This window comes from Arthrobacter sorbitolis, assembly GCF_054510995.1.
Map to the genome: position 1 here is coordinate 439,573 of NZ_JBTNDM010000001.1, position 24,230 is coordinate 463,802.

General features: G+C 70.6%; 26 protein-coding genes. 13 read left to right on the top strand and 13 right to left on the bottom strand.

The window, feature by feature from the left end; genetic code table 11:
• Positions 1-23 precede the first annotated feature (23 nt).
• The gene (locus ACX80K_RS02160; protein ID WP_459270225.1) at positions 24-956 is read left to right on the top strand and encodes an NADP-dependent oxidoreductase; all 933 of its coding nucleotides are present in this window, start codon (positions 24-26) and stop codon (positions 954-956) included.
• 85 nt (positions 957-1,041) lie between these two features.
• Here the strand turns inward: ACX80K_RS02160 and ACX80K_RS02165 are convergent, their stop codons facing one another.
• Positions 1,042-1,362 carry a CHRD domain-containing protein gene (locus tag ACX80K_RS02165; RefSeq protein WP_459270667.1) on the bottom strand — a complete coding sequence of 107 codons (321 nt, stop codon included), beginning with the start codon at positions 1,360-1,362 and terminating at the stop codon, positions 1,042-1,044.
• Positions 1,359-1,511, bottom strand: a complete 153-nt coding sequence (locus tag ACX80K_RS02170; RefSeq protein ID WP_459270226.1) for a hypothetical protein — start codon at positions 1,509-1,511, stop codon at positions 1,359-1,361. Before ACX80K_RS02170 ends, ACX80K_RS02165 begins: the two co-directional genes overlap by 4 nt.
• A 288-nt stretch (positions 1,512-1,799) precedes the next feature.
• On the opposite strand from ACX80K_RS02170, the gene ACX80K_RS02175 reads away from it, so the two are divergent.
• The 7 genes from ACX80K_RS02175 to ACX80K_RS02205 all read left to right on the top strand — a co-directional run bounded on the left by ACX80K_RS02175 (position 1,800) and on the right by ACX80K_RS02205 (position 9,103).
• On the top strand, positions 1,800-2,342 hold the full coding sequence (locus ACX80K_RS02175; protein ID WP_459270227.1) for an RNA polymerase sigma factor: 543 nt from the start codon (positions 1,800-1,802) through the stop codon (positions 2,340-2,342).
• Positions 2,339-3,166, top strand: a complete 828-nt coding sequence (locus tag ACX80K_RS02180; protein WP_459270228.1) for a hypothetical protein — start codon at positions 2,339-2,341, stop codon at positions 3,164-3,166. The genes ACX80K_RS02175 and ACX80K_RS02180 overlap by 4 nt, the downstream gene beginning before the upstream one ends.
• 314 nt (positions 3,167-3,480) lie before the next feature.
• Complete coding sequence (locus ACX80K_RS02185; protein WP_459270229.1) at positions 3,481-3,942, top strand: hypothetical protein; 462 nt, start codon at positions 3,481-3,483, stop codon at positions 3,940-3,942.
• Complete coding sequence (locus ACX80K_RS02190; protein ID WP_459270230.1) at positions 3,942-5,639, top strand: sensor histidine kinase; 1,698 nt, start codon at positions 3,942-3,944, stop codon at positions 5,637-5,639. The genes ACX80K_RS02185 and ACX80K_RS02190 overlap by 1 nt, the downstream gene beginning before the upstream one ends.
• On the top strand, positions 5,636-6,295 hold the full coding sequence (locus ACX80K_RS02195) for a response regulator transcription factor (protein ID WP_459270231.1): 660 nt from the start codon (positions 5,636-5,638) through the stop codon (positions 6,293-6,295). The genes ACX80K_RS02190 and ACX80K_RS02195 overlap by 4 nt, the downstream gene beginning before the upstream one ends.
• A complete protein-coding gene (locus ACX80K_RS02200) occupies positions 6,292-7,824 on the top strand; it encodes an SLC13 family permease (RefSeq protein ID WP_459270232.1) in 1,533 nt (510 codons plus the stop codon). Before ACX80K_RS02195 ends, ACX80K_RS02200 begins: the two co-directional genes overlap by 4 nt.
• Before the next feature lie 61 nt (positions 7,825-7,885).
• The gene (locus tag ACX80K_RS02205) at positions 7,886-9,103 is read left to right on the top strand and encodes a glycerate kinase family protein (RefSeq protein WP_459270233.1); all 1,218 of its coding nucleotides are present in this window, start codon (positions 7,886-7,888) and stop codon (positions 9,101-9,103) included.
• Positions 9,104-9,176: 73 nt separating this feature from the next.
• On the opposite strand, the gene ACX80K_RS02210 is transcribed toward ACX80K_RS02205, so the two are convergent.
• From ACX80K_RS02210 to ctaE, 5 genes are all read right to left on the bottom strand, one after another.
• On the bottom strand, positions 9,177-9,791 hold the full coding sequence (locus tag ACX80K_RS02210) for a phosphatase PAP2 family protein (protein WP_459270234.1): 615 nt from the start codon (positions 9,789-9,791) through the stop codon (positions 9,177-9,179).
• A gap of 82 nt (positions 9,792-9,873) precedes the next feature.
• Positions 9,874-11,559: a cytochrome bc1 complex cytochrome b subunit gene (gene qcrB / locus ACX80K_RS02215; protein ID WP_459270235.1), complete on the bottom strand. Its 1,686-nt coding sequence runs from the start codon at positions 11,557-11,559 to the stop codon at positions 9,874-9,876.
• Position 11,560: 1 nt separating this feature from the next.
• On the bottom strand, positions 11,561-12,583 hold the full coding sequence (qcrA, locus tag ACX80K_RS02220) for a cytochrome bc1 complex Rieske iron-sulfur subunit (RefSeq protein WP_459270236.1): 1,023 nt from the start codon (positions 12,581-12,583) through the stop codon (positions 11,561-11,563).
• A gap of 75 nt (positions 12,584-12,658) precedes the next feature.
• Positions 12,659-13,450 carry a cytochrome bc1 complex diheme cytochrome c subunit gene (qcrC, locus tag ACX80K_RS02225; protein ID WP_459270237.1) on the bottom strand — a complete coding sequence of 264 codons (792 nt, stop codon included), beginning with the start codon at positions 13,448-13,450 and terminating at the stop codon, positions 12,659-12,661.
• A gap of 86 nt (positions 13,451-13,536) precedes the next feature.
• Positions 13,537-14,175 carry an aa3-type cytochrome oxidase subunit III gene (ctaE, locus tag ACX80K_RS02230; RefSeq protein ID WP_104179730.1) on the bottom strand — a complete coding sequence of 213 codons (639 nt, stop codon included), beginning with the start codon at positions 14,173-14,175 and terminating at the stop codon, positions 13,537-13,539.
• A 148-nt stretch (positions 14,176-14,323) separates the two neighbouring features.
• Here ctaE and trpD point away from each other — a divergent pair, with 148 nt between their 5' ends.
• Positions 14,324-15,385, top strand: a complete 1,062-nt coding sequence (gene trpD / locus ACX80K_RS02235) for an anthranilate phosphoribosyltransferase (RefSeq protein ID WP_459270238.1) — start codon at positions 14,324-14,326, stop codon at positions 15,383-15,385.
• Positions 15,386-15,520: 135 nt separating this feature from the next.
• Here trpD and ACX80K_RS02240 read toward each other — a convergent pair whose 3' ends face one another.
• Both ACX80K_RS02240 and ACX80K_RS02245 read right to left on the bottom strand, forming a co-directional pair.
• Positions 15,521-15,802, bottom strand: coding sequence for an Lrp/AsnC family transcriptional regulator (locus ACX80K_RS02240; protein WP_307082996.1), 282 nt, complete (start codon positions 15,800-15,802; stop codon positions 15,521-15,523).
• Positions 15,803-15,832: 30 nt separating this feature from the next.
• Entirely contained in the window at positions 15,833-16,255 is a 423-nt protein-coding gene (locus tag ACX80K_RS02245; protein ID WP_459270239.1) for a DUF3054 domain-containing protein, read from the bottom strand.
• A gap of 96 nt (positions 16,256-16,351) precedes the next feature.
• Between ACX80K_RS02245 and ACX80K_RS02250 the strand changes: the two genes are divergently transcribed.
• From ACX80K_RS02250 to ACX80K_RS02260, 3 genes are all read left to right on the top strand, one after another.
• On the top strand, positions 16,352-16,816 hold the full coding sequence (locus ACX80K_RS02250; protein WP_459270240.1) for a VOC family protein: 465 nt from the start codon (positions 16,352-16,354) through the stop codon (positions 16,814-16,816).
• Between the two features lie 177 nt (positions 16,817-16,993).
• Positions 16,994-17,548 (top strand): cysteine hydrolase family protein, encoded by a 555-nt coding sequence (locus ACX80K_RS02255; protein ID WP_459270241.1) that lies wholly within the window; start codon positions 16,994-16,996, stop codon positions 17,546-17,548.
• A 201-nt stretch (positions 17,549-17,749) separates the two neighbouring features.
• Positions 17,750-18,259 carry a hypothetical protein gene (locus ACX80K_RS02260; RefSeq protein ID WP_459270242.1) on the top strand — a complete coding sequence of 170 codons (510 nt, stop codon included), beginning with the start codon at positions 17,750-17,752 and terminating at the stop codon, positions 18,257-18,259.
• A 98-nt stretch (positions 18,260-18,357) separates the two neighbouring features.
• On the opposite strand, the gene ACX80K_RS02265 is transcribed toward ACX80K_RS02260, so the two are convergent.
• Positions 18,358-19,881 (bottom strand): phospholipase D-like domain-containing protein, encoded by a 1,524-nt coding sequence (locus tag ACX80K_RS02265; protein ID WP_459270243.1) that lies wholly within the window; start codon positions 19,879-19,881, stop codon positions 18,358-18,360.
• A 275-nt stretch (positions 19,882-20,156) separates the two neighbouring features.
• Between ACX80K_RS02265 and ACX80K_RS02270 the strand changes: the two genes are divergently transcribed.
• Positions 20,157-21,188, top strand: a complete 1,032-nt coding sequence (locus ACX80K_RS02270) for a helix-turn-helix transcriptional regulator (protein WP_459270244.1) — start codon at positions 20,157-20,159, stop codon at positions 21,186-21,188.
• On the opposite strand, the gene ACX80K_RS02275 is transcribed toward ACX80K_RS02270, so the two are convergent.
• The 3 genes from ACX80K_RS02275 to ACX80K_RS02285 form a co-directional block, all read right to left on the bottom strand.
• Complete coding sequence (locus tag ACX80K_RS02275; RefSeq protein ID WP_459270245.1) at positions 21,099-22,046, bottom strand: helix-turn-helix domain-containing protein; 948 nt, start codon at positions 22,044-22,046, stop codon at positions 21,099-21,101. The genes ACX80K_RS02270 and ACX80K_RS02275 overlap by 90 nt on opposite strands.
• 234 nt (positions 22,047-22,280) lie before the next feature.
• The gene (locus tag ACX80K_RS02280; RefSeq protein WP_459270246.1) at positions 22,281-22,853 is read right to left on the bottom strand and encodes an MOSC domain-containing protein; all 573 of its coding nucleotides are present in this window, start codon (positions 22,851-22,853) and stop codon (positions 22,281-22,283) included.
• 47 nt (positions 22,854-22,900) lie between these two features.
• Positions 22,901-24,229, bottom strand: coding sequence for an acyl-CoA dehydrogenase family protein (locus ACX80K_RS02285; RefSeq protein ID WP_459270247.1), 1,329 nt, complete (start codon positions 24,227-24,229; stop codon positions 22,901-22,903).
• Between the last annotated feature and the right edge of the window lies 1 nt (position 24,230).

Here is a 24,230-nt window from a genome sequence, read left to right on the forward strand (position 1 = left end):
AAGCAACACACGAAGGAGTACACATGAAGGCAGTCCAGTTCCAGGAGGTCGGGGGACCCGAGGTCCTCCGGTACGGCGAGATCGAGCAGCCGATGCCGGCTGCCGGAGAGGTACGACTGCGCGTCGCCGCGTCGGCGTACAGCGCAGCCGACAGCGGTATGCGGGGTGGGTTCCTCCCGATCCCGATCGAGCTGCCGCACGTGCCGGGCTACGACGTCTCGGGGACCATCGATGCGATCGGCGGCGGCGTCGACGGGCTCACGGTCGGCGACCCCGTGATCGCCTTCCTGCCGATGGAACGCAACGGTGGAGCGGCGGAGTACGTCATCGCACCCGCGGACGCCGTCGTCGCAGCTCCGACGACCATCCCGCTGGCCGACGCGGCGGCGCTACCCTCGGTGGGCCTGACGGCGTGGCAGGCGCTCTTCGACGAAGGCGGGCTCCGGGCGGGCCGGCGGGTCCTGATCGTCGGTGCCGGCGGTGTCGTGGGGAAATACGCCATCCAGCTCGCCAAGCGAGCCGGCGTGCACGTGATCGCCACGGCCAGCCCGCGCAGCATCGATGCCGTTCGCACAGCAGGAGCCGACCAGATCATCGACCACACCGAGACGGACCTGCTCGGTGCCGTCGACGGGCAGGTCGACGTGCTGCTGAACCTTGCCCCGATCGAGCCGGAGCACTTCACCCGGTACGTCGCCGCGGTCCACGACGGCGGGGCGGTCGTCAGCACCACTGCCTTCATGCCGACCCCCGGGGACGACACCCGAGGGGTCCGGGCCGCGACGGTGTTCGTCCTCCGCAACCGTGACCGGCTCGCACAGCTGGTGTCCCTCGTCGACGACGGCGCACTCACCGTCGAGGTGACGCGCCGGATCCCGCTCGCGGAGCTTCCCGCCCTCCATGCCGAGGCCGATGCCGGTCGTATCCCCGGGAAGGTCATCGTCCTGCCCGCCTGAGCCACCACGGGCGCCACGAGCCACGTGGAAGCCCCGAGCGGGGCGTGACCTGTCGGCATCGGCATCGGTCCAGTAAGCCCTCGGGTCACCGGGCTGGGCGCAGGTACCGCGCCCGGAGGGTGTGCGCCTCCTCGACGTCCTCCCACCCGGCGGAGTCGTCGCTACCTGGTGCGGTGTCCGCACCGTTGTCGCCTGTCAGGCCCGTGGTGAAGGGGCCCTGGGGGCAGCCGGAGCTTGTGGCGGTTCCGCTGCCTTCGGGGTTGGGAAAGGCCAGGCGGGGCGGCCCGTTCGTGCCCTGCACGGCCTGGTGGATGTGGGTCGCGGTCCTAACCGGGCTCCGGTACGGCTGAGTGACCCCGGTGAGGGTGATGTCGTAGCAGAGGATGTCGAGGTCGGAGCTGATCAGTTGTAGGTCCCTGCCGCTCCGGGCTCACCGGGTGCCGGCGCGCCGTCCGGGCCGACGACCTGCTCAGGGGTGGCAGCGACGGTATAGCCGCTGGTGAAGGTCGCCGGGCGTTCGACCGCCGTCTCGGCGGAGGCCGGTGCTGCGCTCATGACCGCCACGAGTGCGGTGGCGCCGAAGGTCGCTGCGACTGCGGCAGTGCGTGTGCTTCGTCCTGCAGACAGCGGATGCCCCTCGTTCGGCAGCACCGCGAATCGGGGCTGTCCTGTGAGGTGTACGACGGCTCCGTCCGACCTGTTCAGGCGTCCGACCGCTTTCTTCCGCAGCGGCAACGACACGGGTCCTGGTGTGGGGAAGAACTGCGCAAGGGTGAACGCCGGGGTGTTCGATGCCGTACTTCCTCGAACGGCTAGATTGGCGGGGATGAAAGCATGCTGGAGATGACGGACGATGTCAGGCCGGTAGGCCCTTCGGATCCGGCCGGGTCGTTCTTGGATGTGCGCGGGGCGTTCGCTGCGCACGGCCGGGATCTGTACGGATTCGCTTTCAACAGTGTCCGCGACGCGGCTCTGGCCGAGGACTGCGTGCAGGAGGTCTTCATCAGGGCGTGGCGGGCGCGGGACCGCTATCAGGCGCACCGAGGGTCGGAGCGGACGTGGCTCTTCGCCATCGCACGGAATGTCATCATCGACGAGCTCAGGGCCCGTGCCCGACGACCGGTTCCGGGTCTGGACGAGCACCTGGACGTCGGGGCGGACAGGGGAGGGGGCACGCGTGCGATCGAGGACCGGATCGTGCTCTACGCTGGTCTGGCCATGCTGAGCACCGAACATCGGGCCGTGATCGTCGCGGTGCAGCTCGAGGGCCTGACCTACCAGCAGGTGCAGGAGAAGACCGGCGTCCCGGCGGCCACGCTTCGCACACGCATGTACTACGGGCTCAAGGCACTGCGCAGCGCGCTCGGAGAGGAGGCCGGACCATGACCGAGCACAACGGCCGGGACCAGGACCGGACGCACGACGACGGCTTCGACCGGAACGAACTCATGGCCGCGGCTCTCGCTCACGCACTCGACGCCGGCCGCAGAAAGGCGTTCGAGGATCTCTGCGCCCGCGACGGCGCCTTCCTCGACGAATACCAGGCTCTCAGCCGCCTTGCCACCCGACTCTCCACTCCACACCCAGGAACCCCGCCACTGCAATGGGACGACAGAGCTGTGCCTGCCGGCCTGGAAGATCGCATCATGGATGCAATCGACCAGGATACGCGGAACGAGGCAGGAGGTGCTCCCATCCCCTCGTCGCCCCGGACAGGCCGCTCGCCACGCCGGCGGGGGAGGTCCCGCACCCCTGACCGGTCCCGGCCGCCCGAACCTTCCGCCCGCGGGCGGCTGATCCGCAGCACTGCCGTCGCTGCGTCCCTCCTGGCAGTCGGAGCACTGGGAGGAGTGGGTGTCGCCCATCTCGTGGACCAACCCCCGACAGGACCTCCGGGCACTCTGGGCGCCGTCGAGGACATCATGCTGACCGAGACCCCCGGCGGAGCACGTGTCGACGCAGAGCTGGTCGCCCATACCTGGGGTACCGAGACGATCCTCGAGATCGACGGACTCCTCCCCGGCCAGGTGTACGACGTCGTCCTCGTCCGTGAGGACGGGCAGGAACTCCTCTCCGGCACGTTCCTCGGAGCAGAGCAGATCATCACCTGCCGCATGAACGCTGCAGTCCTGCGTGAGGATCTGGCTCGGCTCCAGATCCGGGACGCGCAGGGAACGATCATCGCCGCGTCCGACGTGACACCCGTCTAGGCGATCGCAGCCCTCATGCCGCGGACCCTCGCCGATCCCTTTCTGGTCCGGGTAGCACGGCCGGGGGGTGCACGGCTCGTCGGTGCGTCAGCTCCCGCAGGGGGAAGATGAAGAAGTTCTCATGCTGGTTTCACGGGGGCTCATCCGGGTGCGGCAGAGTGGTCGTAGCGGACACACCGACGTCGGGGAAACCAGCCGCCTGCATCGCAGTACGTGCAGCCCATTCGTTCCGACTGGCTCTCCGACGCGGCTCCGCGCCGGCGATGTCATCGGCGTCGCTTCGTCCGTACCCCGAGAACCTCTAGGAGAGTGCAGTGTCCCTGGCCCCCCGTCTTCTCGCCGCCGCAGGCCTGCTTGCTGTCCCGGCGCTCCTCGCGGTCGGGAGCCAGGCCCTGAGTCGCCCTGCCGAGGTCCCGCCCGTGGACGTGCAGCCGGTCGTGGTGGACCTCGCACCGACCGGGGCCGACGGAGGGAACGTCGGAGACGAGGCCACCACCGCGACACCACCGACGGACGCACCGACGGACGCGCCGACGGGTGCGCCGACAGACGCACGGACAGGAGCGCCGACAGAGGCGCCGGCGATCCCCGGGGTGCCGTCTCAGGCTCCCGCCCCGGCTCCGGTAGCGCCCCGGCCCGCACCGGCGATCCCTGCCGATCAGTCCTCCCCAGGCCTGGTGGAGCGGGAGGTGCTCGGCGATGACGTGGAGGACGACGGGCTGGAGGTCGACGGAGTGGACGTCGACGACGAGTCGCCGGGCCAGGACGGGGACTGATGGCACGCGAATCGGCTGCCGGAGGCCCCACCTCGTCCACTGCAGCCGGGGCCGGAGCCCCCGACACCACTCCGCCGACGAAACCGCTGGGCGGCTCCTCGGTGTCCGCGCGATGGCGCATCGTGGGCTGGATCGTCCTGACCACGGCTCTGGCCCTCGTCGCCCTGCTGGTCACCGTCCGGTCCCTCCTGATCGCGGGCGTCGACCAGGACGCGAACGAGGACGTGGTGCAGGAGGTGCAGGAATTCAGCACGTTCGCCGGGGAGGCCGTCGACCCGCTCACCGCCCAGGCCTACACCTCGGTCAGTGAACTGCTCGAGCGTTATCTGTCGCGCCAGAACTCCGTGGCCGGTGAAGTCATCCTCGGCGTGACGGGGGAGGAGGTGCTGTACCTCGGGTCCTACGGCCGGGGCAGCAATGACGAATACCGCCTCTCCACGGACACGGCCCTGCTGCAGGAGCTGCGGGAGGACCCCGCCGCGTCCGGTGTCCGCGAGACGGCCGCGGGCTCGATGCGCTGGGGCAAGGTCGATGTCGAGGCCGGCACCGAGAACGGGACGCTCATCATCGCGGAGTTCACGCGCGGCGGATACGAGCAGGTCCAGGAGACCGTGACCGTCATCTTCTTCGTGGCGCTCGGCGGCCTGCTCTTCACCGCCGGAATCGCCTGGCTCGTGGCCGGGCAGATCCTGCGGCCCATCCGGGACGTGCGGCGTGTCGCCACCGGGATCACCGAGTCCGACCTCACGGCGCGCGTACCGGTCCAGGGGCGCGACGACGTCGCAGCACTCGCCACGACGTTCAACGCCATGCTGGACCGCCTGGAGCAGGCGTACGTGACGCAGCGGCGGTTCATCGACGACGCCAGCCACGAACTGCGCACCCCGATCACGGTCATCCGCGGACACCTCGAACTCATCGACGACGACCCGTCGAGCCGGGCTGCCACGCTGTCCCTCGTCGACGGCGAACTGTCCCGGATGGCGCGTATCGTGTCCGATCTCCTCCTCCTGGTCAAGGCCGAACGCCCCGACTTCGTCCAGCCGGCCCCCGTGGATGTCGCCGAACTGATGCTGGGCCTGGAAGCCAAGATGCAGGCCCTCGGTGACCGGCGCTGGCTCCTCATGGAGGTCGCCGAGGGCGTGGTCACCCTCGACAGCCAGCGCGTGACGCAGGCGGTCCTCCAGCTCGGCGCCAACGCCGTCCAGTACACGCCCGCAGGATCCGACGTCCGGGTCGGTTCCGTCTACGAAGGCACCGGTGCCGGGCGGCAGCTCCGCATCTGGGTCCAGGACTCGGGTCCCGGCGTGACAGAGGACGAGGCGTCCGTCATCTTCGAACGGTTCCAGCACGGGTCCGCGAACTCCCTGCCCGCCGACAGGCTGCACCCGGCAGGGCAGCGCGGCGGGGCCGGTCTCGGCCTGTCGATCGTGCGGGCGATCGCGGACGGCCACGACGGCGCGGCCTGGGTCCGCAGCGAACCGGGGCAGGGTTCCACGTTCGGGCTGCTCCTCCCGGCCCCCGACACGATGGCGCGCCCCTCGCCGAGCCGACCGCCGCGCCCGCAGCGGCCCGCAGCGCCACCGGTCGGTCCGACGACGGGATCCTCCGTCCCGTCGCACACTCCCGGTGACGCGCGCCCCATCACCGCCGTCCTGCCCGCTGTCGGACAGCCCACGCTGAAGGAGACACCATGACCCGGATCCTGATCGCCGAGGACGACCTCCAGGTCGCCTCGTTCATCCAGAAGGGCCTCCGCGCAGCCGGTTACACCACCGAACATGCCGCCGACGGGGAGACCGCGCTCTTCCTCGCGCGGGCAGCCGGTTTCGACCTCGTCCTCCTCGACATCGGTCTTCCACTCCTGGACGGCTTCGAGGTCCTCGCTCAGATCCGGGGCGAGGGAGTAGCCACGCCCGTGATCGTCCTGACGGCGAGGGACAGCGTCCCCGACACCGTGGCCGGCCTCGAGGGCGGCGCGAACGACTACATGACGAAGCCCTTCCATGTCGCCGAGCTCCTGGCACGGATCCGCCTGCGCCTCACCGATCAGGCACCCGCCGCGGCCGGCGCCGTCATCGCGCACGAGGGCCTCTCCCTCGACCTCCATTCGAGGAGGGCCCGTGCAGGCGACGAGGCCGTCGACCTGACGGCGCGCGAGTTCGCGATCCTCGAGGTCTTCCTGCGCCATCCCGACCGCGTCATCTCCCGTGAGCAGCTCCTGAGTCAGGTCTGGGGCTACGACTTCGACCCGGGCTCCAACGTCGTGGACGTCTACGTCCGGGCCCTCCGCAAGAAGATCGGTACGGAGCGCATCGAGACCATCAGGGGAGTGGGGTACCGGCTGCCGTGACCCTGGTCGAACACTCCACCACACCGCCTCCCCGCATCGCGGGCCCCGCGACGCCCCCTGGCCCGACGCCCGCGTCGCGGTCCGCCGCTCGTCGCTCCCTCGTCATCCGGGCGGTGGCCGCCGTCGTCGGCCTGGCCGCGACGGCCGCCGTCGTCCTCGCTGCCCGGCAACCCGGCACGGACCTGTCGTCCCAGGGGGCGGTGACCCTGATGGTCTTCGTCCTGGCCGTCTGGCTCTGGATCTTCACGTCCATCGACGACACCTACGTCGCGCTGGGGGCTGCCACGGTCCTGGTCCTGACGGGCACGATGGACACGGGTTCCCTCTTCTCGACCCTCGGGGAGGAGACCATCTGGCTCCTCCTGGCCGCCTTCGTGATCGCCGCGGGAGTACGCGCCTCCGGCCTGGCCAACCGGGGGGCTGCCTTCGTCATCACAGGCGCGACGACGCCCCGGCAGCTCGCCCACCTGACCACCCTCGCCCTCGTGGTCACCACCTTCGCCGTCCCGTCCACCTCCGGTCGCGCAGCCCTGGCGCTCCCGGTTTTCCTGGCACTGCGGCAAGCCCTCACGGGCCGGCCCGCACTCGTCAAGGCACTCGCCATCCTGTTCCCCTCGGTGATCCTGCTCTCTGCCGTCGGATCCTTCCTCGGCGCCGGCGCCCACCTCATCACCAGCCAGATCCTCGAGACGGCGACCGGCAGCAGCTTCGACTTCGCCACCTGGTTGCTCCTCGGCCTGCCACTCGCCCTCGTCGCCTCCCACCTGTGTGCAGAGATCGTTCTCGCGATGTTCACCACGCGTTCGGAGCGCGATCGACGCCTGCACATCGGCGCGGCGGACCTCGAACAGCACTCGGACACTCCCGTGACCGGGCCCCTGACCGTCGCCGAATCACGGGCCGCCCTCCTTTTGGGCGCCGTCGTCGTCCTCTGGTGCACCGAGCCGCTCCACGGGCTGCACCCCGCACTCGTCGCGCTCATCGGCGCCCTGGTCGCCGCATCCCCGAGCTTCGGCTCGGTGGACCTCGCGAAAGGGCTGAAGACGGTTCCCTGGTCCCTGCTGCTCTTCATGGCCGCGACCCTGGCCCTGGGCAACGCCCTCGTCTCCACCGGTGCGGCGCGGTGGCTGGCCGGCGGTGCGCTGGAGCCCATCCGCTCGCTGGGAGCCGCCGCAGCGCCGCTGTTCGTCGTCCTCGTGGTGCTGCTCTCCACGTTCGCTCACCTCGTCATCCAGAGCAGATCCGCGCGCTCCGCCGTCCTGATACCGATCGTGATCGCCCTCTCACCGGCCGTCGGTGTGGAACCGATGGCCGCTGCGTTCGCCTCCACGGCCGCCGCAGGCTTCTGCCACACCCTGACGAGCTCGGCGAAGCCCGTCGCGATGTTCGCCACGGTCGAAGGCGTCGAGACCTACGCGGCCAAGGACCTGCTGCGCCTGTCGACGCTCCTCGCGCCCGTGAACGCGGCCCTCGTGCTGCTCTTCAGCTTCCTCGTCTGGCCGCTGCTCGGCCTGCCGCTCTTCCCCTGACCGCCGACGACCTCCCGCATTGCACGTCCGACAGTCCCTCCCCACCCCCAGGAGAACCACCATGTCAGTTCCCCAGCGCATCCTCATCGCCCCCAGCGGATTCAAGGAATCCCTCGACGCCGAGACGGTGGCCCGCTCCATCGCCGCCGGTGTACGGCGGGTCCTGCCCGGCGTCCAGATCACCGCCGTCCCCATCGCGGACGGCGGAGAGGGCACCGCTGCGACACTTGCCGCGGCCACCGGCGGCGTCCTGGTGCCGGTGAACGTCACCGGGCCGGTCGGGAAACCGGTCGAATCCCACTTCGCGCGTCTGGGCGGCAGCGCCACCGGAACCGCCGTCGTCGAGATGGCAGCGGCAGCCGGACTGCGCCTCGTGCCGCGCGGGCAACGGGACCCGGGTGCCACCACCACCTACGGCGTCGGCGAACTGATCAGGGCTGCTCTCGACGAAGGGATCCGCACGATCGTGGTCGGCTGCGGTGACAGCGGGACGAGCGACGGCGGCGCCGGCGCCCTGCAGGCACTGGGCGCCCGCGTGCTCGACGGGAAGGGCCGCGAACTGCCGTTCGGCGGGTCGGCCCTCATCAAGGCCGAGCACCTCGACCTCACCGACCTGCACCCCGCTCTCGGCGAGGCGACCCTCGTCCTGGCCTGCAACCAGCACAACGTGCTCTGCGGCAGGAACGGGGTGGCGCGGGTGTTCGGACCCCAGAAGGGAGCCTCGCCGGAGCAGGTCGAGAAACTCGCGAAAGCCATGCGTCAGTGGGCACGGGTGCTCGAACGGGACGGGCTGGCGACCGGTGTCGACTACCGGACCGGCCCCGGCACCGGGGCCTCGGGCGGCCTGGGCGCCGGCCTGGCGGCGCTCGGCGCCCGCCTCGTGCCGCGCTTCGAGGCCCTGATCGACAGCGGACTCGCAGGGCTCGACCTCGATGCCCTCATGCGAAGGGCCGACCTCGTGATCACGGCGGAGGGCGCGATCGACTTCCAGACACCCAACGGGAAGGTCCCCGCCGTCGTCGCGCGCCGGGCACAGCTCGCCGGTGTACCCGTGCTGGCCCTGGCCGGCTCGCTCGGCCGAGGGGCACCCGACGTGCACGATATCGGCATCGACGCGATCGCCTCGATCATGACCATCCCCATGAACCTCGAGGACGCGGTCGCGAACGGTGAACAACTGCTCATCGAGGCCACCGAGCGCACCATGCGGCTCCTGCTCCTCGGCGCAGCGGTGTCGGCGTCGATCGACTCACGACTTCAGGAACTACGCCCGGCCTGACCTCGCGGAGATGCGCCCAGCAGGTGGCGGCGGCCCGCCCGGCCGTCTCGTCCGGCCGGCCCGTCCGGCCGTCTCATGCGCCGGCGACGAACTGAACGAAGGCGCCCCCGATGACGGCACCGACCGCGTAGCCCGCCACGACCTGCCCCGGCGTGTGGGCGCGGAGGCGGACGCGCGACCACCCGACGGCGGTGGGCACCAGGAGGAGGGGGGATGCCCAGGGGCCGAACAGGCCCAGGATCCCGACGGCGACGAACACCGCCACCGCGGAGTGCGCCGACAGCTTCCACCAGAGGTTGACGACCAGCACGAGGACCACGCCCACCACGGTGCACAGCACCGCCCCGACGAGCACCGGGGGAGCGTCGAGGAGGACCAGCAGCGCGAGTCCCACACCGATCGAGACGAGTGTCGCTGCGAGGACGGGACCCCGCTGCCGGCGGTCGCTGATGTGGTGGTCGACGAGGCGCCCGCGGCGCACGAGGGCGATGACCCCCAGGAGGGGGAGCGCCGTGGTGAAGCCGACCGCCACCGCGGCGAGGAGGAGACCCCCGGGCCAAGGGGCAGCACGGAAGGCCGTGACTACCAGGAACAGGGAGACGAGGACGGCGGGAGCGAAGACCTCGCTCACGGTCACCGCGAGTCGGTCGGTGCCCGACCGTCGGACCGTGCTCATTGGAGCGGTCATGAGGTGTCGCCTCTCGGGTGATGGGGAACGACGAAGGGCCCGGACGGGGATCGTCCGGGCCCTTCGGTCAGCCGCTCGGGTACTAGTGGCTCGCGATGGACTCGCGGTCCTTCGCACCGGCGATCTCACCGTGGTGGTCGCCGTGCGACGCCGCGAGTTCCTTCGGCGTGACGGGTGCCACGCGGTCCTCGAAGAAGAAGCGCGAGATCCGGCCGTGCACCTTGTCGATGCGACCGACCTTACCGTCGGCGTCGGGCGCCGGGACCATGACCTCGGGGGACTCGAACGCGACCAGCTTGTAGCGCTTGTAGTCGTCGACGGGCTCGTGCACCTCGATGAACTCGCCGTGCGGCAGGCGCACGATGCGACCGGTCTCGCGACCGTGCAGTGCGATCTCGCGGTCCTTGCGCTGCAGGGCCAGGGCGATGCGCCGCGCGACCATGAAGGCGAGGACGGGTCCGAAGATGACCAGGAACCTCAGCCAGTAGGTCACGTCGTTCAGCGACACCAGGAAGTGCGTGGCGATGAGGTCGGAACTCGCCGCGGCCCAGAGGACGCAGTAGAACGTGACGCCTGCGACGCCGATGGCGGTGCGTGTAGGGGCGTTGCGCGGGCGGTTCAGCAGGTGGTGTTCGCGCTTGTCCTTCGTGACCCAGGCTTCGATCCAGGGCCAGGCGAACATCAGGGTGAACACGATCATGGCGGGCACGAGCGCCGGGATGAGGACGTTCAGCGAGAGCGCGTTGACGCCCCAGGGGAACGGGATCATGAATTCGAAGTCGAAGTTGTCGCCGAGCGTGCCGGGCATCAGGCGCAAGGCGCCGTCCACCCATCCGATGTACCAGTCGGGCTGGGTACCGGCGGACACGGGCGAGGGGTCGTACGGTCCGTAGTTCCAGATCGGGTTGATCGTGAACGCCGCAGCGATCGCCGCAAGCACACCGAACACGATGAAGAAGAATCCGCCGGCCTTCGCCGCGTAGACCGGGCCCACGGGGTAGCCCACCACGTTGGTGTTCGTCCGGCCGGGGCCGGGGAACTGGGAGTGCTTGTGCAGCACGACCATGAACAGGTGGATACCGATGAGCAGCAGGATCACGGCGGGAATCAGCAGGATGTGCAGGACGTAGAGGCGGCCGATGATCATCGTGCCCGGGAACTCGCCGCCGAAGAGGAAGAAGCTCAGGTAGGTGCCGACCACGGGGATGGCCTTCATGACGCCGTCGATGATGCGCAGTCCGTTGCCGGAGAGCAGGTCGTCGGGGAGCGAGTAGCCCGTGAAGCCGGCGGCGAGGCTCAGGATGAGCAGGATGCAGCCGACGACCCAGTTGAACTCACGCGGGCGGCGGAACGCTCCGGTGAAGAACACGCGGAGCATGTGGACCGCGACGGACGCCACGAACAGGAGCGCCGCCCAGTGGTGGATCTGTCGCATGAACAGGCCACCGCGGACGTCGAAGGAGATGTCCAGGGATGACGCGTAGGCGACGGACATCTCGACGCCGCGGAGCGGCAGGAAGCTGCCCTCGTAGTGCGTCTCCGCCATTGAGGGGTCGTAGAAGAAGGTGAGGAAGGTACCCGAGATCAGCAGGATGACGAAGGTGTACAGCGCCACCTCACCGAACATGAAGGTCCAGTGGTCCGGGAAGATCTTCCGTCCGAATTCCTTGACGATCCCCGACCCGCCGACACGGGAGTCGACGTAATCGGTGACCTTGCCTACGCGCGTCTTCGGCACGTAGGTATGCGTCGCGGTTGAGCTGCTCATGTCAGCCTCGCTCCCAGAAACTAGGTCCTACGGGTTCTTGGAAATCGCTTGACGCGACGAGGTAGCCCTCGTCGTCGACTTCGATGGGTAGCTGTGGTAGCGGCCGTGCAGCCGGTCCGAAGATCACCTTGCACTCTTGTTCGAGGTCGAAGGTGGACTGGTGGCAGGGGCACAGCAGGTGGTGTGTCTGCTGTTCGTAGAGCGCTACCGGGCAGCCGACGTGCGTGCAGATCTTGGAATACGCAACAATTCCGTCGTAGCCCCAGTTCTCCCGTCCGGGAGAGGGATTGAGTTCCTCGGGGTCCAGGCGCATGAGCAGGACGACCGCCTTGGCCTTTTCCTCGAGCTTGTGCTCGACCTCGTTGAGGCCTTCGGGGATGACATGGAACGCGGACCCGACCGTGACGTCCGAGGCGCGGATGGGGGTGCCGCTGGGGTCGCGGGTCAGCCGGACCCCGGTGTCCCACATGGTCTGCTTCAGCGCGTTGCCGGGCAGGGGACCGAGGTCGCGGAAGATCGCGATGGCGGGCAGGGGTGCGAGGATCGCCGCACCGAGGAGGGTGTTGCGGATCAGCGGGCGGCGCTTGATGCCCGACTCCTCGAGGATGTCGTTGACGATCTTCTCGGCGTCCTGGCGGTCGCTCTCCGGACGGATCGCGTGCCGGTTCTCCGTCACCTCGTGATCGGGCATAAGCGTCTTCGCCCAGTGCACGATCCCGACCCCGATGCCGAGCATCGCGAAGGCGGTACCGAGGCCGAGCATGAGGTTCTGGAGGCGCAGCCGCTCGATGGTCTGGTCCAGCGGGATGAAGAAGTACCCGACGAAGAAGAGCAGGGTTCCGAGGACGGAGATGAGGAACAGCAGGGCGACCTGCCGCTCGGCACGCTTCTCCGCCCGTCGGTCCCGGTCCGCGAGGCGCGGGCGGTGCGGGGGGAGACCCGGGTTCTCGAACGTGTCCAGCTCGCTGCCCGGCGTGGCGACGGTAACCGAGGTCCCGGGAGCGCCGTGACTAGAGTCGGCCATGATCCCTCTCATCCTTCTTCAGGTACTGCATTCGAAAGTCTGTCTGTGATTCGTTCACGGTGAGCGTGCGGATGGTCAGGAGGACCTTGACGTGAGCCACACGGTGAAGGCGATGATGACGCCCAGGCCGGCGACCCAGATGAAGAGTCCCTCGGAGACCGGTCCGAGCGAGCCTAGGTCGGCTCCGCCCGGGGAGCCCTGCTCCTCGATCGTCTTGAGGAAAGCGATGATGTCCTGCTTGTCCTCGGGGGCGATGTTCGCGTCGTTGAAGACGGGCATGTTCTGCGGGCCGGTGACCATGGCCTCGTAGATGTGCTTCTCGCTGCTGCCTTCGAGCGAGGGGGCGAACTTGCCCTGCGTCAGGGCGCCACCGGCTGCTGCTGCGTTGTGGCACATCGCGCAGTTGACGCGGAACAGCTCGCCACCCGCGGAGGGATCGCCTTCGGAGGCGTCGAGGATCTCTTCGGAGGGGATCGCGGGCCCGGCACCGAGGGACGCGACATAGGCGGCCATCTGCCGGATCTGCTCCTCGGTGAACTGGACGGGCTTGGCCTGGGCCTGGGGGCCGTCCATCTGCATCGGCATGCGGCCCGAGCCCACCTGGAAGTCGACGGAGGCGGCGCCGACTCCGACGAGCGACGGTGCCGCCTGCGAGCCCGTGGCGCCCATGCCGTGGCAGGAGGCGCAGTTCGCCGAGAAGAGCTTGCTGCCCTCCTCGACGTCGTCCGCCGTGAATGTGGTGGTCTGTGCCTGCGCCTCGTTGGCGGTGCTGGCGGCGGCGTACAGTCCGCCGGTGACGAGGAGCGCCATCAGGAGCAGCGCGAACGCTGCGAGTGGGTGACGCCGCCTCTGGGAGAGTGCCTTCACGGAGTGGTTCCTGCCTTTTGTGGTACCAGAGCTGCTGGAGTTCTTCATTGAATTCTACATCTAGTAGAAGAGTCTATGTGAGGCAGTTACTGGAGGAAGTAGATGATGATGAACAGGCCGATCCAGACGACGTCAACGAAGTGCCAGTAGTAGGACGTCACGATCGCCGAAGTGGCTTCGAAGTGGCCGAACTGGCGGGCGATGAACGCGCGGCCGATGATGAAGAGGAAGGCGACGAGGCCACCGACGACGTGGAGCCCGTGGAAGCCGGTGGTGATGTAGAAGGCCGACCCGAAGGCGTTGGAGGAGAGCGCGACGCCCTCGGACACCAGCTCGGCGTACTCGTAGGCCTGCACGGAGACGAAGATCGCTCCCATGACGAAGGTCAGCAGGAACCACTCGACCATGCCCCATCGAGCCATCGCGAACACCCCGCCCGTCCGGCGCGGCTGCAGTCGCTCGGCGGCGAACACGCCGAACTGGCAGCTGAAGGAGCTCGACACCAGGATGACGGTGTTGACGAGGGCGAACGGGACGTTCAGCTTCTCGGTCTCCATGGCCCACATCTCGCTCGAAGTGGATCGCAGGGTGAAGTACATGGCAAAGAGGGCCGCGAAGAACATCAGCTCGCTGGACAGCCACACGACGGTCCCTACGGAGACCATGTTGGGGCGGTTGAGCGCGGGATGCGGGACGGCGCTGGGGGCTTGGGTCGCAGATGTCACAGAGTCATTATGTCCCCAACAACATCACGATCACCAACGCGAAACAGCCCTCCGGGAGGGGCCGGGAGGCGGCGGGGAGCCCCAACGCCCGTATTTCCGCGGAAGTTCCCCATGATGACTTTCTACAATTCGTAGATAATCTGGGACGGTGAGCCCGACAACGATCCCTGACAAGGCACAACCGACCTGGCCGTCGATCTTCTCCTCGCTCCTGGCGAGGACGGATCTGACCACGGAGCAGAGCCGCTGGGCGATGGACACGATCATGGCCGGTGAGGCGAGCCACGCCCAGATCGCCGGCTTCCTGATCGCCCTGCGCGCCAAGGGCGAGTCGGTCGAGGAACTGGTCGGACTCGTTCAGGCGATGCTGGGCAGGGCGCACCGCATCGCGGTCGAGGGACCCACCCTGGACATCGTCGGCACGGGCGGCGACGGGCTGAACACCCTGAACATCTCGACCATGGCGTCGCTCGTAGCCGTCGGCGCGGGCGCGAAGGTCGTCAAGCACGGGAACCGCGGGGCGTCGTCGGCGTCGGGTGCGGCGGACGTCATCGAGGAGCTGGGCGTCCGGCTCGACCTCGCACCGTCCGACGTCGCGAGGACCGCCGAGCTCGCGGGGATCACGTTCTGCTTCGCACAGGTCTTCCATCCCTCGATGAAGCACGTGGCGGTGCCGAGGCGCGAGCTCGGCGTGCCGACCGCGTTCAACTTCCTCGGGCCGCTGAGCAACCCGGCGGGTGTCACGGCCCAGGCGCTCGGCTGCGCCGATGCGAGGATGGCGCCGCTCATGGCCGGTGTACTCGCCGCACGCGGTGTCCGCGCTCTCGTTTTCCGGGGCGATGACGGCCGCGACAAGCTGACGACCAGCGGGGCCTCCACCGTGTGGGAGGTCCGCGACGGCCGGGTGCTGGCGCATCAGGTGCACCCGGGCGACTTCGGGCTCGACGCCGTCCCGGTCGATGCGCTCCGTGGCACCGACGCGCACGGGAACGCGGCCGTGGTGCGGGGCGTGCTGGCCGGGAACACCGGGCCGGTGCGCGACGCCGTCGTCCTGAATGCCGCGGCGGGCCTCGTGGCGCTCGACGCCGCCGCCGACGGGGCCCTCGTGGACCGGATCCGGGCGGCCATGGACCGGGCCCGAGCGTCGATCGACTCCGGGGCCGCGGCGGGCGTGCTCGAGCGGTGGGTCGAGGTCAGCCGGTCCTACTGACCGCCTACTACCGCCTACTACCGCCTACTACCGCCTACTACCGCCTACTACCGCCTGCTGCGCCGCAGGCACACCCCGCGGGGCCGCGTCCGACCGGCGGGCTGTCGGCGCAGGGGAGGCAGCCGGTGCGGCGCCTCAGCTGTCGAACCCGAGCGAGAATGCTGCGTCGAGGTCGTGCTGCGAGTAGGAGCGGAAGGCGATCTGCGTCGTCGTCGACCGTATGCCCTCGATCTTCGAGAGGCGGTCCGCGATGACGTCCGCGAGGTCCTCGTGGCGGCTCACGCGGGCGATGGCGATGAGGTCCCACTCACCCGTCACCGAGTAGACCTCGCTGATGCCCTCGATCTCGGAGATGGCCTGGGCGCTCTCGGGGATGCGCGCGGCATCGGTCTGGATGAGGACGAATGCGGTGATCATGGCGTGCCTTTCGGGTAGGGACCTCGGCACCTACGCTACCGGCCCATGGCGGCGCCTGCCGATCACCCGCGCCACGGCCCGCGGCGCCAGCAGGAACACGCCGAGGACGAGCAGGGTCACGACCTGGAAGCTGAGGGCCACGCCGGCTCCGGAGACGGCTCGCAGGGCGAGCCCGCCGGCGACGGTCCCAAGCCACAGCGCGACCGCCGTGGGCCAGGGGGCGGCGGGCGTACGCCAGGCCCGTGCCACGAGCGCCGTGACCGCGTAGGCGAGGAGGAACGGCCAGGCCGTCTCGAGGACGCCCACCACGGTGACGCCGTGCTCGTGCGTGCGGCGACCGGACGCGGCGAACGCGAGGACGAGGACGACGTCGGCGACGCACCACGCGACGGAACTCGGCGACCCCGTGCCCTGCTGGCTCCGCGCGGAAGAGCGGACAGGGGGGCGGGTCATGATTCCAGCCTAGTGGTTGTCGATGGAGGAGCCGTCAACTACATTCGGGCGACGGCCTGCGCGCAGAAGCGCGGACATGAGCGAAGGACACCCGCGATGGGATCGATCACCCCGTGCCTCTGGTTCGACGGTCAGGCCGAGGAGGCCGCCACGCTGTACACGTCCGTGGTGCGGAACTCGCGCATCGTCAGCGTCTCCCGTGCGGGGCAGGAACCGGGGGCTCCTGCCCTCACGGTCTCGTTCGAGCTCGACGGGCAGCCGTTCGTCGCCCTCAACGGAGGTCCGCAGTTCTCCTTCACCGAAGCCGTGTCCTTCCAGATCTCCTGCGGCGACCAGGCCGAGGTGGACCACTACTGGTCGGCGCTGACCGAGGGGGGCGAGGAGAGCCAGTGCGGCTGGCTCAAGGACCGGTTCGGCCTGTCGTGGCAGGTCATCCCGACGGTGCTGCCGGGCCTGATCGGCGGCGACGACGCCGAGGGTGCGCGGCGCGCGATGACGGCCATGCTGGCGATGCGCAAGCTGGACATCGCGGCCCTCGAAGCGGCGTACAGCGGCTCCTGACGCGGGCGCCGACCCCGCAGGGCGGCTGGGAGCGGGAATGGGTCCGCAGCGGCCGCCGCCGTTGCGGACCGATCCTGACCTCGATGCTCCTGCGGGGACCCCTCCGGGCCGATACGCTCGTCGCAGCCGGGACCCACCCGACGAGCAGAGCAGCCGATCCAGCCCCGAGGAGCAGTCATGACCACCCTCCCGAACCGCCCGAACACCGCGCTCCTGGTCATCGACGTGCAGAACGGCGTCGTCGCCGGCGCCCACGCGAGGGACGCGGTGGTCGCGACCATCAACGACCTCGTGGGCAGGGCGCGTAGCGAGGCCGCGCCGGTGGTCTGGGTGCAGCACTCCGACGCCGACCTCGAGGCGGGCAGCGATCCCTGGAAGATCGTGCCCGAGCTCGAGCGGCGCGAATCCGAAGCGCTCGTGCACAAGACCTACGGCGACGCCTTCGAGGGCACCGATCTCGAGGAGGTGCTCGCGGCGGCGGGCGTCGGCCGGCTCGTGGTCTCGGGCGCCCAGACGGATGCGTGCATCCGCTCCACCATCCACGGGGCCTTCGCGCGCGGCTACGACGTCACCCTCGTGGGCGACGCCCACACCACCGAGGACCTGAGCGCCTACGGGGCGCCCACGCCGGACCAGGTCATCGGCCACACCAACCTGTACTGGCAGTACCAGTCGGCGCCCGGCCGGACCGCGGGTGTCGCGACCGCCGGAGAGGTCGCGTTCTCGGCATAGGACGTCGGCCGCACAGGCGCCGGAGGTACGGGTCGGGATACGGTCCGGACCGGGCCGTTCCCTGCGCCGGTGGGGCCTGTCGCGCACAGGGCAGTGCAATCGCGCGCCACGGCCCTCCACAGGAGGCGCAGGAACACCAGACTGGCCCACGAGGACGCGCGTCCCGGCGCGTCCCGAGCTGCTCCAGAGGGGGGTCCGGGCATGGTTCCACCACGGCGTGCATCGACCGACGCGAAGGCACGACTGCAGGCGTCCGTCGCGAGCGCGATGCCGCGGAGCCGCCGCTCCGTCCCTGCGACCCCCACCCGGGCCGCCCGGCCCTCCGACACCGTGTGGCGGTCGATCGCCGAGGAGTTCGGCCTCCTCCAAGGTCCTGCCGTCGACGCGCTCCTCGGTCCTTCCAGCCCACCCGCGGGGTGCCTCGCGGCCGACCGGAGGATCCTCGGCGTCGCGACGCGCGCGGGGAGGGTGCTCTACCCGGGCTTCCAGTTCGATCTCATGGCGCGTTCCGTCCGTCCGCTCATCGCCGGCGTGGCCCGGATCGGGCGGACCTCCGGCTGCCGTGACCGGAGGATCCTCGCCTGGTTCTGTCTCGCTTCCGGGTCCTTGGGCGGCGAGCGTCCTGTCGATCGTCTCGAGGACGCGTGCGCCGTCCTGGCGGCTGCGGAGGCGGATTTCCGCTGGGACCGCCGCGTCGACCCGTTGAACTGATCGGGGGATCGGCCCGACCGGGCAGGCGGACCGGGCGACCGGAGTGACGACCGGCGGGGAGGCCTCGACGGACCGGCGGGCGGCGGTGGAGGCGGCGGCTACTGCAGGGACGACGTGAGCCGGGCGAGGTTGTCGACGATCTTGTCGCCGGCCGGCCGCCGCAGCCAGTCGTCGAGGAGGAGGGGATCACTGTTGCGGCGGTAACCGTCCTCGACGGCATCCAGTTCCGCGACCAGGGCCGGATCCCGGATGAGGACGGACACCTCCATGTTGAGCGCGAAGGACCGGATGTCCATGTTGCTCGAGCCGATCACCGCCACGTCGTCGTCGATGCTGAAGTGCTTGCTGTGGAGGACGTGCGGGGCCCGGTAGAGCCACACCCTGACGCCGGCCCTCAGGAGCGCCTCGTAGTAGGAGCGCTGCGCGTGGTGCACCAGGGGCTGGTCCGCGATGGCGGACACGAACAGGTCGACCCGGACACCGCGGGCGGCCGCCGTGACGATGGCCAGCATCAGTGACTCCTCCGGCACGAAGTACGGGCTGGTGATGGTGACGCGTCGCGTCGCGTTCTGGATCATGTGGACGTACAGCTTGAGGTTGTTCGCGTTCTCGAACGTCGGGCCGCTCGGGACGATCTGCACGTCCGCGGTCGCCCCCGGCAGCCGGCGCTCCGACCCGAGGAACAGCCCGCTGGTCGGTGCGGAGCGGGACGAGCCGAGTCTGATGCCCGCGTCCGCCCTGCTCCCCGCCGGTGTCGGGACGAGGGCCTCGCCGGTCTCGCTGTACCAGTCGCTCGCGAAGACGGCGGACAGTTCCGCGACCGCCGGGCCTTCGAGCATCACCATGAGTTCCTTCCAGCGCAGGCCGCGTGCGAGGTTCCTCCTCTTGAGGTAGGTGGCGTCGATGAGGTTCTGCGAGCCGGTGAAGGCGGCGTCGCCGTCGACGATGAGCAGCTTGCGGTGGTTGCGCATGTCCGGGCGTTGCCACTGGCGCTGCAGGGGCCGCAGGGGGAGCATCGGATGCCATTGCGCCCCCATCGTCGTCAGGGCGGCCTGCGTGGCCCGGCGCCTGGGGAGGAGGAAGCTCGCGGCGTGGTCGAAGAGCACGCGGACCACCACGCCGCGGGCCCTGGCCCTGGTGAGCGCCGCGAACAGCGGCGCCGTCGCGTCGTCGAGCACGAGGATGTAGAACTCGACGTGGACGGTGCTGCGGGCAGCATCGATCCGTCGCACCATGCGCTGCAGGGCGTCGTCGTAGTCGCCGAGCAGCAGGCCCCGGTTCCCGGCGGTCATGGGAAGCGCTCCGAGGTGCGCATTGAGGGCCACGGCGGAGGCGAGCCACGGCGGCCAGGTGTCCCTGTGGTCGACGGCCGCGAGGACCTGCGGCCGTTCCATCACCCGCTCGTTGAACCTGCGCTGCGCCTCCCGCCGCTCGCGGGGCAGCCGTCCTACGCCCACGAGCAGGAAGGCGAGCGCACCGAGCAGGGGGATGAAGATGATGGTCAGCACCCAGGCGATCGCGGCGGAGGGGTGCCGGTTCGCCGAGACGTAGACCGTCGCGACGAAGCCGAGGACGGCGTGGGAGATGCCCAGGACCGCAGCGAGGATCGCGCCGTCCGTCATGGTCCACCCGCCGGTCGCTCCATGCCTGCACCCCGCTCCGCCCGCGCCTACCGGTGCCGCCATGGTAGGGGCAGGTCCGCGGGCCCTCCCCGGGGTGTCGCTGGACTGATGCCGGCCGGGCGTCCGATAGGACTCGGCGAGCCGGCACGGGTCGCCACCGCAGCGGTGATCCCGCAGAATCGGAGGGAGGAGTTGCGCAGGGGGACCGGGCAGACCCTCGAGCGGGTCGGACGGACGAGCGGGGGGATCGTCGCGGGACGGGAGGCGGGACGGGTATGTCGGGTGACGTGCCACCGGAGGTGCTGGAAGGGCTCACCTTCGTGCCGGAGAAGGACGGCCGCTGGGTGTGCCCCGGCGTCGACGGCCTGTCCCTGTCGCCCGCGGGCGGTGACGATCCGGAGCTGACCGTGCGGGCGAAGGCGGTGGGGGGCATGATCGTCGCCGTGACCACGCAGACCGCCCTCAGGGTGACCGCCGCGTCCGTGGCCCTCCGTGGGATGACGTACCTGGCGTTCGCAGCCCGTGGACGTGCGTGCGTCACGCCGGCGGGTGCCTCGCCCGTACCCGTGCAGCAGGGCGAGGCGCTGATCCTCGCGGAACCGATCGACCTCGTCCTCGAGAGCGGTGTCCCCACCCGCTGGATCCACCTCCTCGTGCCCTCCGCCCGTCTCCGGGAGCGCGGGGTGGACCTGCGGGTCGGTGAATGCCTCGTGAGGCGCGGTGCGCTCGCCGGACCGGTGGCCGCGTTCGCCTCGGCACTCATCGACGCGCAGGACGGCAGGAACGCCGTGAGCACCGTGGTGGCGGCGCGGGTGCTCGAGAACCTGCTGGTGGCCGTCTACGGTGACGGCCTCGGTGATGCCGATCCCCGGGCCGACCAGCGCTGGCGGCTGCGCCGGACCGCGATCGATCTCATCGACGGATCGTTCGGTGATCCGCTGCTGACCCCGGCCTCGATCGCCGAGGCGGTCGGGGTGTCGCTGCGCCACCTGCAGCGTGCGTTCGAGGGCAGCGGCACGAGCATCGCCGCGGAGATCAGCGAGCGCCGCACCGACAACGCCTGCCTGCTGCTCGCCGCCCCGGCCTCGCGCGAGCTCACGGTCAACGAGATCGCGCGCCGGTCGGGATTCTCCTCGGCCTTCGAACTGCGGTCGCGCGTGCGGGCGCGGTTCGGTGTCTCGCCGTCGGAGCTGCGGCGCACGCTGGGCGCCGGCGTCTCACGGCGAGGGCTGCAGGACCCGGGCCGGGGCGAGCAGACGGTAGGAGGACGTGGGCATCCCGAAGTGGTCGTCGAAGGCGGCGCGTAGCTGGCTCGCGGACGTGAAGCCGGCGCGTGCTGCGATGCGGCGGTCGGAACGCTCGGGGCCGGTCAACGTGTCGAGGAGTATCGCGGCGTACTCGCTCCTGGCGCGGCGTATCTCGAGGGCGACCGTCGTGCCCGACCCCTCGAACGCGCGCTGGAGGTGACGCAGCGAGACGTTGAGCTCGAGTGCGACCAGGCGGGGTCGGAGCGCGGGGTCGGTGAAGCGGTGCCGGACGATCGTGGTGGCGCGGGTGCGGAGCAGTCCGCGCAGGGCTGCGTTGTCCATGCTGGGGGGCTCGGACTCCAGCAGGGCCCCGACGAGGAGTTCGACGACGCCCCGCTCCGCCGCACCGGAGGCCTCCCGCGAGGTGGGAGGGGACCGGTGGAGGGCGTACGCGAACTCGCGCAGCGGACCGAGGAGTGCTCCGTCCGCGCAGGTCCTCGCCGTGCCGGCGGGCAGGCGGATGCCGCGCCGCGACAGCACGTCCAGGGGGAGGGTGACGAGCAGGACCGCCGCAGGGCCGCTCCCGTCGAGCGTCAGGGCCCCGCGGGAGGCCGCGACGACGCCGCGGTCGACGGGCACCAGGGGGCCCCGGCCGCCGCGCAGGGCGACCGACCCGGAGAGGACCAGCACCACCTGGGCGATGTCCGCGGTCGCGGCGAGCTGCAGGGGGGTCCGGGGCGCTACCGGGACGCACGCGAGCACCACCGCTCCGACGACCGTCCGGCGATCCGTGGCGGGGGTGCTGCCCTGTCGTGCCGGGGGAGGGAGCCGGCCGACGGGCGCCCCCGACGTGAGCCGGTGCGGAGTCCCTCCGGACCGGCGGTGCTGCAGGACGTCGGGACCCGGCTGTGCCGCCATGGTAGCCCTCCCTCCCGGACGTCCGCCGCCCGTGCCGTGGCCGTGGAGCACCGACTGGCGGGTCCACCCTGACCGATACCCCATGGTGGGGTATCGCGGGTCCCGCCGTATCACCTGATCCGGGTGATTCTCGGCGGTATCGCCCGGAGATCGCTGCGACCCCGCGGAGACCTGCCGGGAACGGCGGGGTATCACCCGGGATGATGCCCGGGATGGTCCCCGTCGTGGAGGGGCTCAGGGCAGGCGGGAGGGCCGCAGCACGGAGGCGTGGTCCGCCCTGCCCGGGTCCAGGGCGACGGGGCTGACGAGGACTGCCGGTCCGCGGTGGAGCGTCCCGCTGCCCAGCGGACGGCACCGCAGGCCGCCCCTGCCCCGCATCGCCTTGTGGGCCCCCGGGGCCAGGACCCGGTCCATCCAGGCGCAGGGATGGGCGTGCCGGCCGCCGTGGAACGCGACGCTCGCCCCGGCCGACTCGAGGACGAAGTCCTGGCCGATGAGCGGCGGGAGTTCGGCGCCGCGCAGCACCACGTTGCGGCGGGGGAGGAGCGGGTCGAAGGGGGCCGCCCCCAGCTCCGTGGCGATGGCCTCGAGGGACTCGACGGCGAACAGGGTCACGGCGGCATCCATGTGCGCGGCCTTGCCGAAGAACCGGTCCCCCACGATCCCCTTCCCGGCGACGACCTCCACCTGCTCCGCATCGGTGGTGGGGACGTCGGCGGCACCGTCCCGCGCCCGGCCGAAGTAGGCGTGCGCGGGGGACACGAGCAGGTGCAGGATCTCGATGTCGTACCGGAACTCGTGCGTCATGTTCCCACGCTAGCCGCAGGGTGGCGCTCGCGGCGCCGGAGCGGGGCTCAGGAGCCGCCCGGCTGCGGTTCGCGCTCCCCGTGGACGGCCCAGTAGCCCACAGACCGGGCCTTGTAGATGGCGGGGTTGTGCGAGGAGATGGTGCGCGCATTGCGCCAGTGCCGGTCGAGGGCCCGCCCGGTGGACGTCGCCGACGCCCCGCCGACCTCGAACAGGTGGGTGGCCGCGCTCAGGGCCCGGTCGACGGCGACCAGCTGCGCCTGACTGACCGCGATGTCGGCGTCGTCCAGCGCAGCGCGGGCGGCGCCGCTTGCCGCTGCGGGTCCCTCCTCGCCCGGCCCGCCGGCGGTGACGCCGGCCAGGAGCCGCCCGAACGCGGTGTCCAGGAGATCGGCGGCGGCCAGCACGACGGCGTCCGCCGCGAACGCGTGGCCCGCGAGTTCACCCACCACCTGCAGCACCTGGGGGTCCTCCCGCGGCAGCGGTGTCGTCGCGTTGACGTAGGACCGCGTGCGTGGCCGGACGAAGGCGGCCGCGTCCGCCGCGGCGGCCCGGGCGATCCCGGCGAGCGACGCGACGAGCACGAGCTGGAAGAACGCGTGCACATGGTTCGGCGCGTCGGGGGAGTAGGGGCGGACGTTCCGTGGGTCGACACGCACCTCCGCGAAGTGCGTGGTGCCGCTGCCCGTGAGCCGCTGCCCGAAGCCGTCCCAGTCGTCGATCCGCTCGACGCCGGGGGCCGTCGCCCGGACCGCGTACCCGACGCGCTCGCCGTCGTGCACGGCGCTGCCCGCGATCCAGTCCGCGTAGAGGCTGCCGGTGCTGTAGTACTTCGAGCCCGTGAGCGTCAGTGCGCCGTCCGGCGGGACGGGGGACGCCAGTGCCGTGCGGATGTCGCGCAGCGACGTGCCGGTGAGCTCGCTCGACGCGTTACCGACCATGGTCCCCGCCGCGATGTCGAACAGCCAGCGGTCCCGGTGGGCCGACGGCGGCTGGAGCAGCGTCCCCTCGACGTAGGCGAAGTGTCCGCGCCAGAGCTGCGTGAGGTTCGAGTCCGCCGCTGCGAGGTCGGTGAGCAGGATGAAGAGCTGACGCAGTGACGCGCCCGATCCGCCGTACTCGGCGGGCACGCGCAGGGCGCCGAACCCGGCCTCCTTCAAGGCCGCCACCTCGTCGAAGGGCAGCACGCGGTCCTGCTCGCGGCGTGCGGCCCCGGCGGCGACGGCGTCGAAGACGGGGCGGAAACGCTCGCGGAGCGCCGCCGTCGACGGCGCGGCGCCCTGCGGGTCGATCGGCGGGTCGATCGGGGGGTCGATCGGTGGGTCGATCGGTGGACCGGCTTCGCCCGTCCGGGGCTGGTGGGTCGTCGTGGACACG

What these genes read in the sequence shown, in the direction of transcription:
- ACX80K_RS02160 (WP_459270225.1), top strand. Translation starts at nt 24, where the DNA reads ATGAAGGCAGTCCAGTTCCAGGAGGTCGGGGGACCCGAGGTCCTCCGG.
- ACX80K_RS02170 (WP_459270226.1), bottom strand. Translation starts at nt 1,511, where the DNA reads ATGAGCGCAGCACCGGCCTCCGCCGAGACGGCGGTCGAACGCCCGGCG.
- ACX80K_RS02175 (WP_459270227.1), top strand. Translation starts at nt 1,800, where the DNA reads ATGACGGACGATGTCAGGCCGGTAGGCCCTTCGGATCCGGCCGGGTCG.
- ACX80K_RS02180 (WP_459270228.1), top strand. Translation starts at nt 2,339, where the DNA reads ATGACCGAGCACAACGGCCGGGACCAGGACCGGACGCACGACGACGGC.
- ACX80K_RS02190 (WP_459270230.1), top strand. Translation starts at nt 3,942, where the DNA reads ATGGCACGCGAATCGGCTGCCGGAGGCCCCACCTCGTCCACTGCAGCC.
- ACX80K_RS02195 (WP_459270231.1), top strand. Translation starts at nt 5,636, where the DNA reads ATGACCCGGATCCTGATCGCCGAGGACGACCTCCAGGTCGCCTCGTTC.
- ACX80K_RS02205 (WP_459270233.1), top strand. Translation starts at nt 7,886, where the DNA reads ATGTCAGTTCCCCAGCGCATCCTCATCGCCCCCAGCGGATTCAAGGAA.
- ACX80K_RS02210 (WP_459270234.1), bottom strand. Translation starts at nt 9,791, where the DNA reads ATGACCGCTCCAATGAGCACGGTCCGACGGTCGGGCACCGACCGACTC.
- qcrB (WP_459270235.1), bottom strand. Translation starts at nt 11,559, where the DNA reads ATGAGCAGCTCAACCGCGACGCATACCTACGTGCCGAAGACGCGCGTA.
- qcrA (WP_459270236.1), bottom strand. Translation starts at nt 12,583, where the DNA reads ATGGCCGACTCTAGTCACGGCGCTCCCGGGACCTCGGTTACCGTCGCC.
- ACX80K_RS02240 (WP_307082996.1), bottom strand. Translation starts at nt 15,802, where the DNA reads ATGATCACCGCATTCGTCCTCATCCAGACCGATGCCGCGCGCATCCCC.
- ACX80K_RS02245 (WP_459270239.1), bottom strand. Translation starts at nt 16,255, where the DNA reads ATGACCCGCCCCCCTGTCCGCTCTTCCGCGCGGAGCCAGCAGGGCACG.
- ACX80K_RS02250 (WP_459270240.1), top strand. Translation starts at nt 16,352, where the DNA reads ATGGGATCGATCACCCCGTGCCTCTGGTTCGACGGTCAGGCCGAGGAG.
- ACX80K_RS02255 (WP_459270241.1), top strand. Translation starts at nt 16,994, where the DNA reads ATGACCACCCTCCCGAACCGCCCGAACACCGCGCTCCTGGTCATCGAC.
- ACX80K_RS02260 (WP_459270242.1), top strand. Translation starts at nt 17,750, where the DNA reads ATGGTTCCACCACGGCGTGCATCGACCGACGCGAAGGCACGACTGCAG.
- ACX80K_RS02265 (WP_459270243.1), bottom strand. Translation starts at nt 19,881, where the DNA reads ATGACGGACGGCGCGATCCTCGCTGCGGTCCTGGGCATCTCCCACGCC.
- ACX80K_RS02270 (WP_459270244.1), top strand. Translation starts at nt 20,157, where the DNA reads ATGTCGGGTGACGTGCCACCGGAGGTGCTGGAAGGGCTCACCTTCGTG.
- ACX80K_RS02275 (WP_459270245.1), bottom strand. Translation starts at nt 22,046, where the DNA reads ATGGCGGCACAGCCGGGTCCCGACGTCCTGCAGCACCGCCGGTCCGGA.
- ACX80K_RS02280 (WP_459270246.1), bottom strand. Translation starts at nt 22,853, where the DNA reads ATGACGCACGAGTTCCGGTACGACATCGAGATCCTGCACCTGCTCGTG.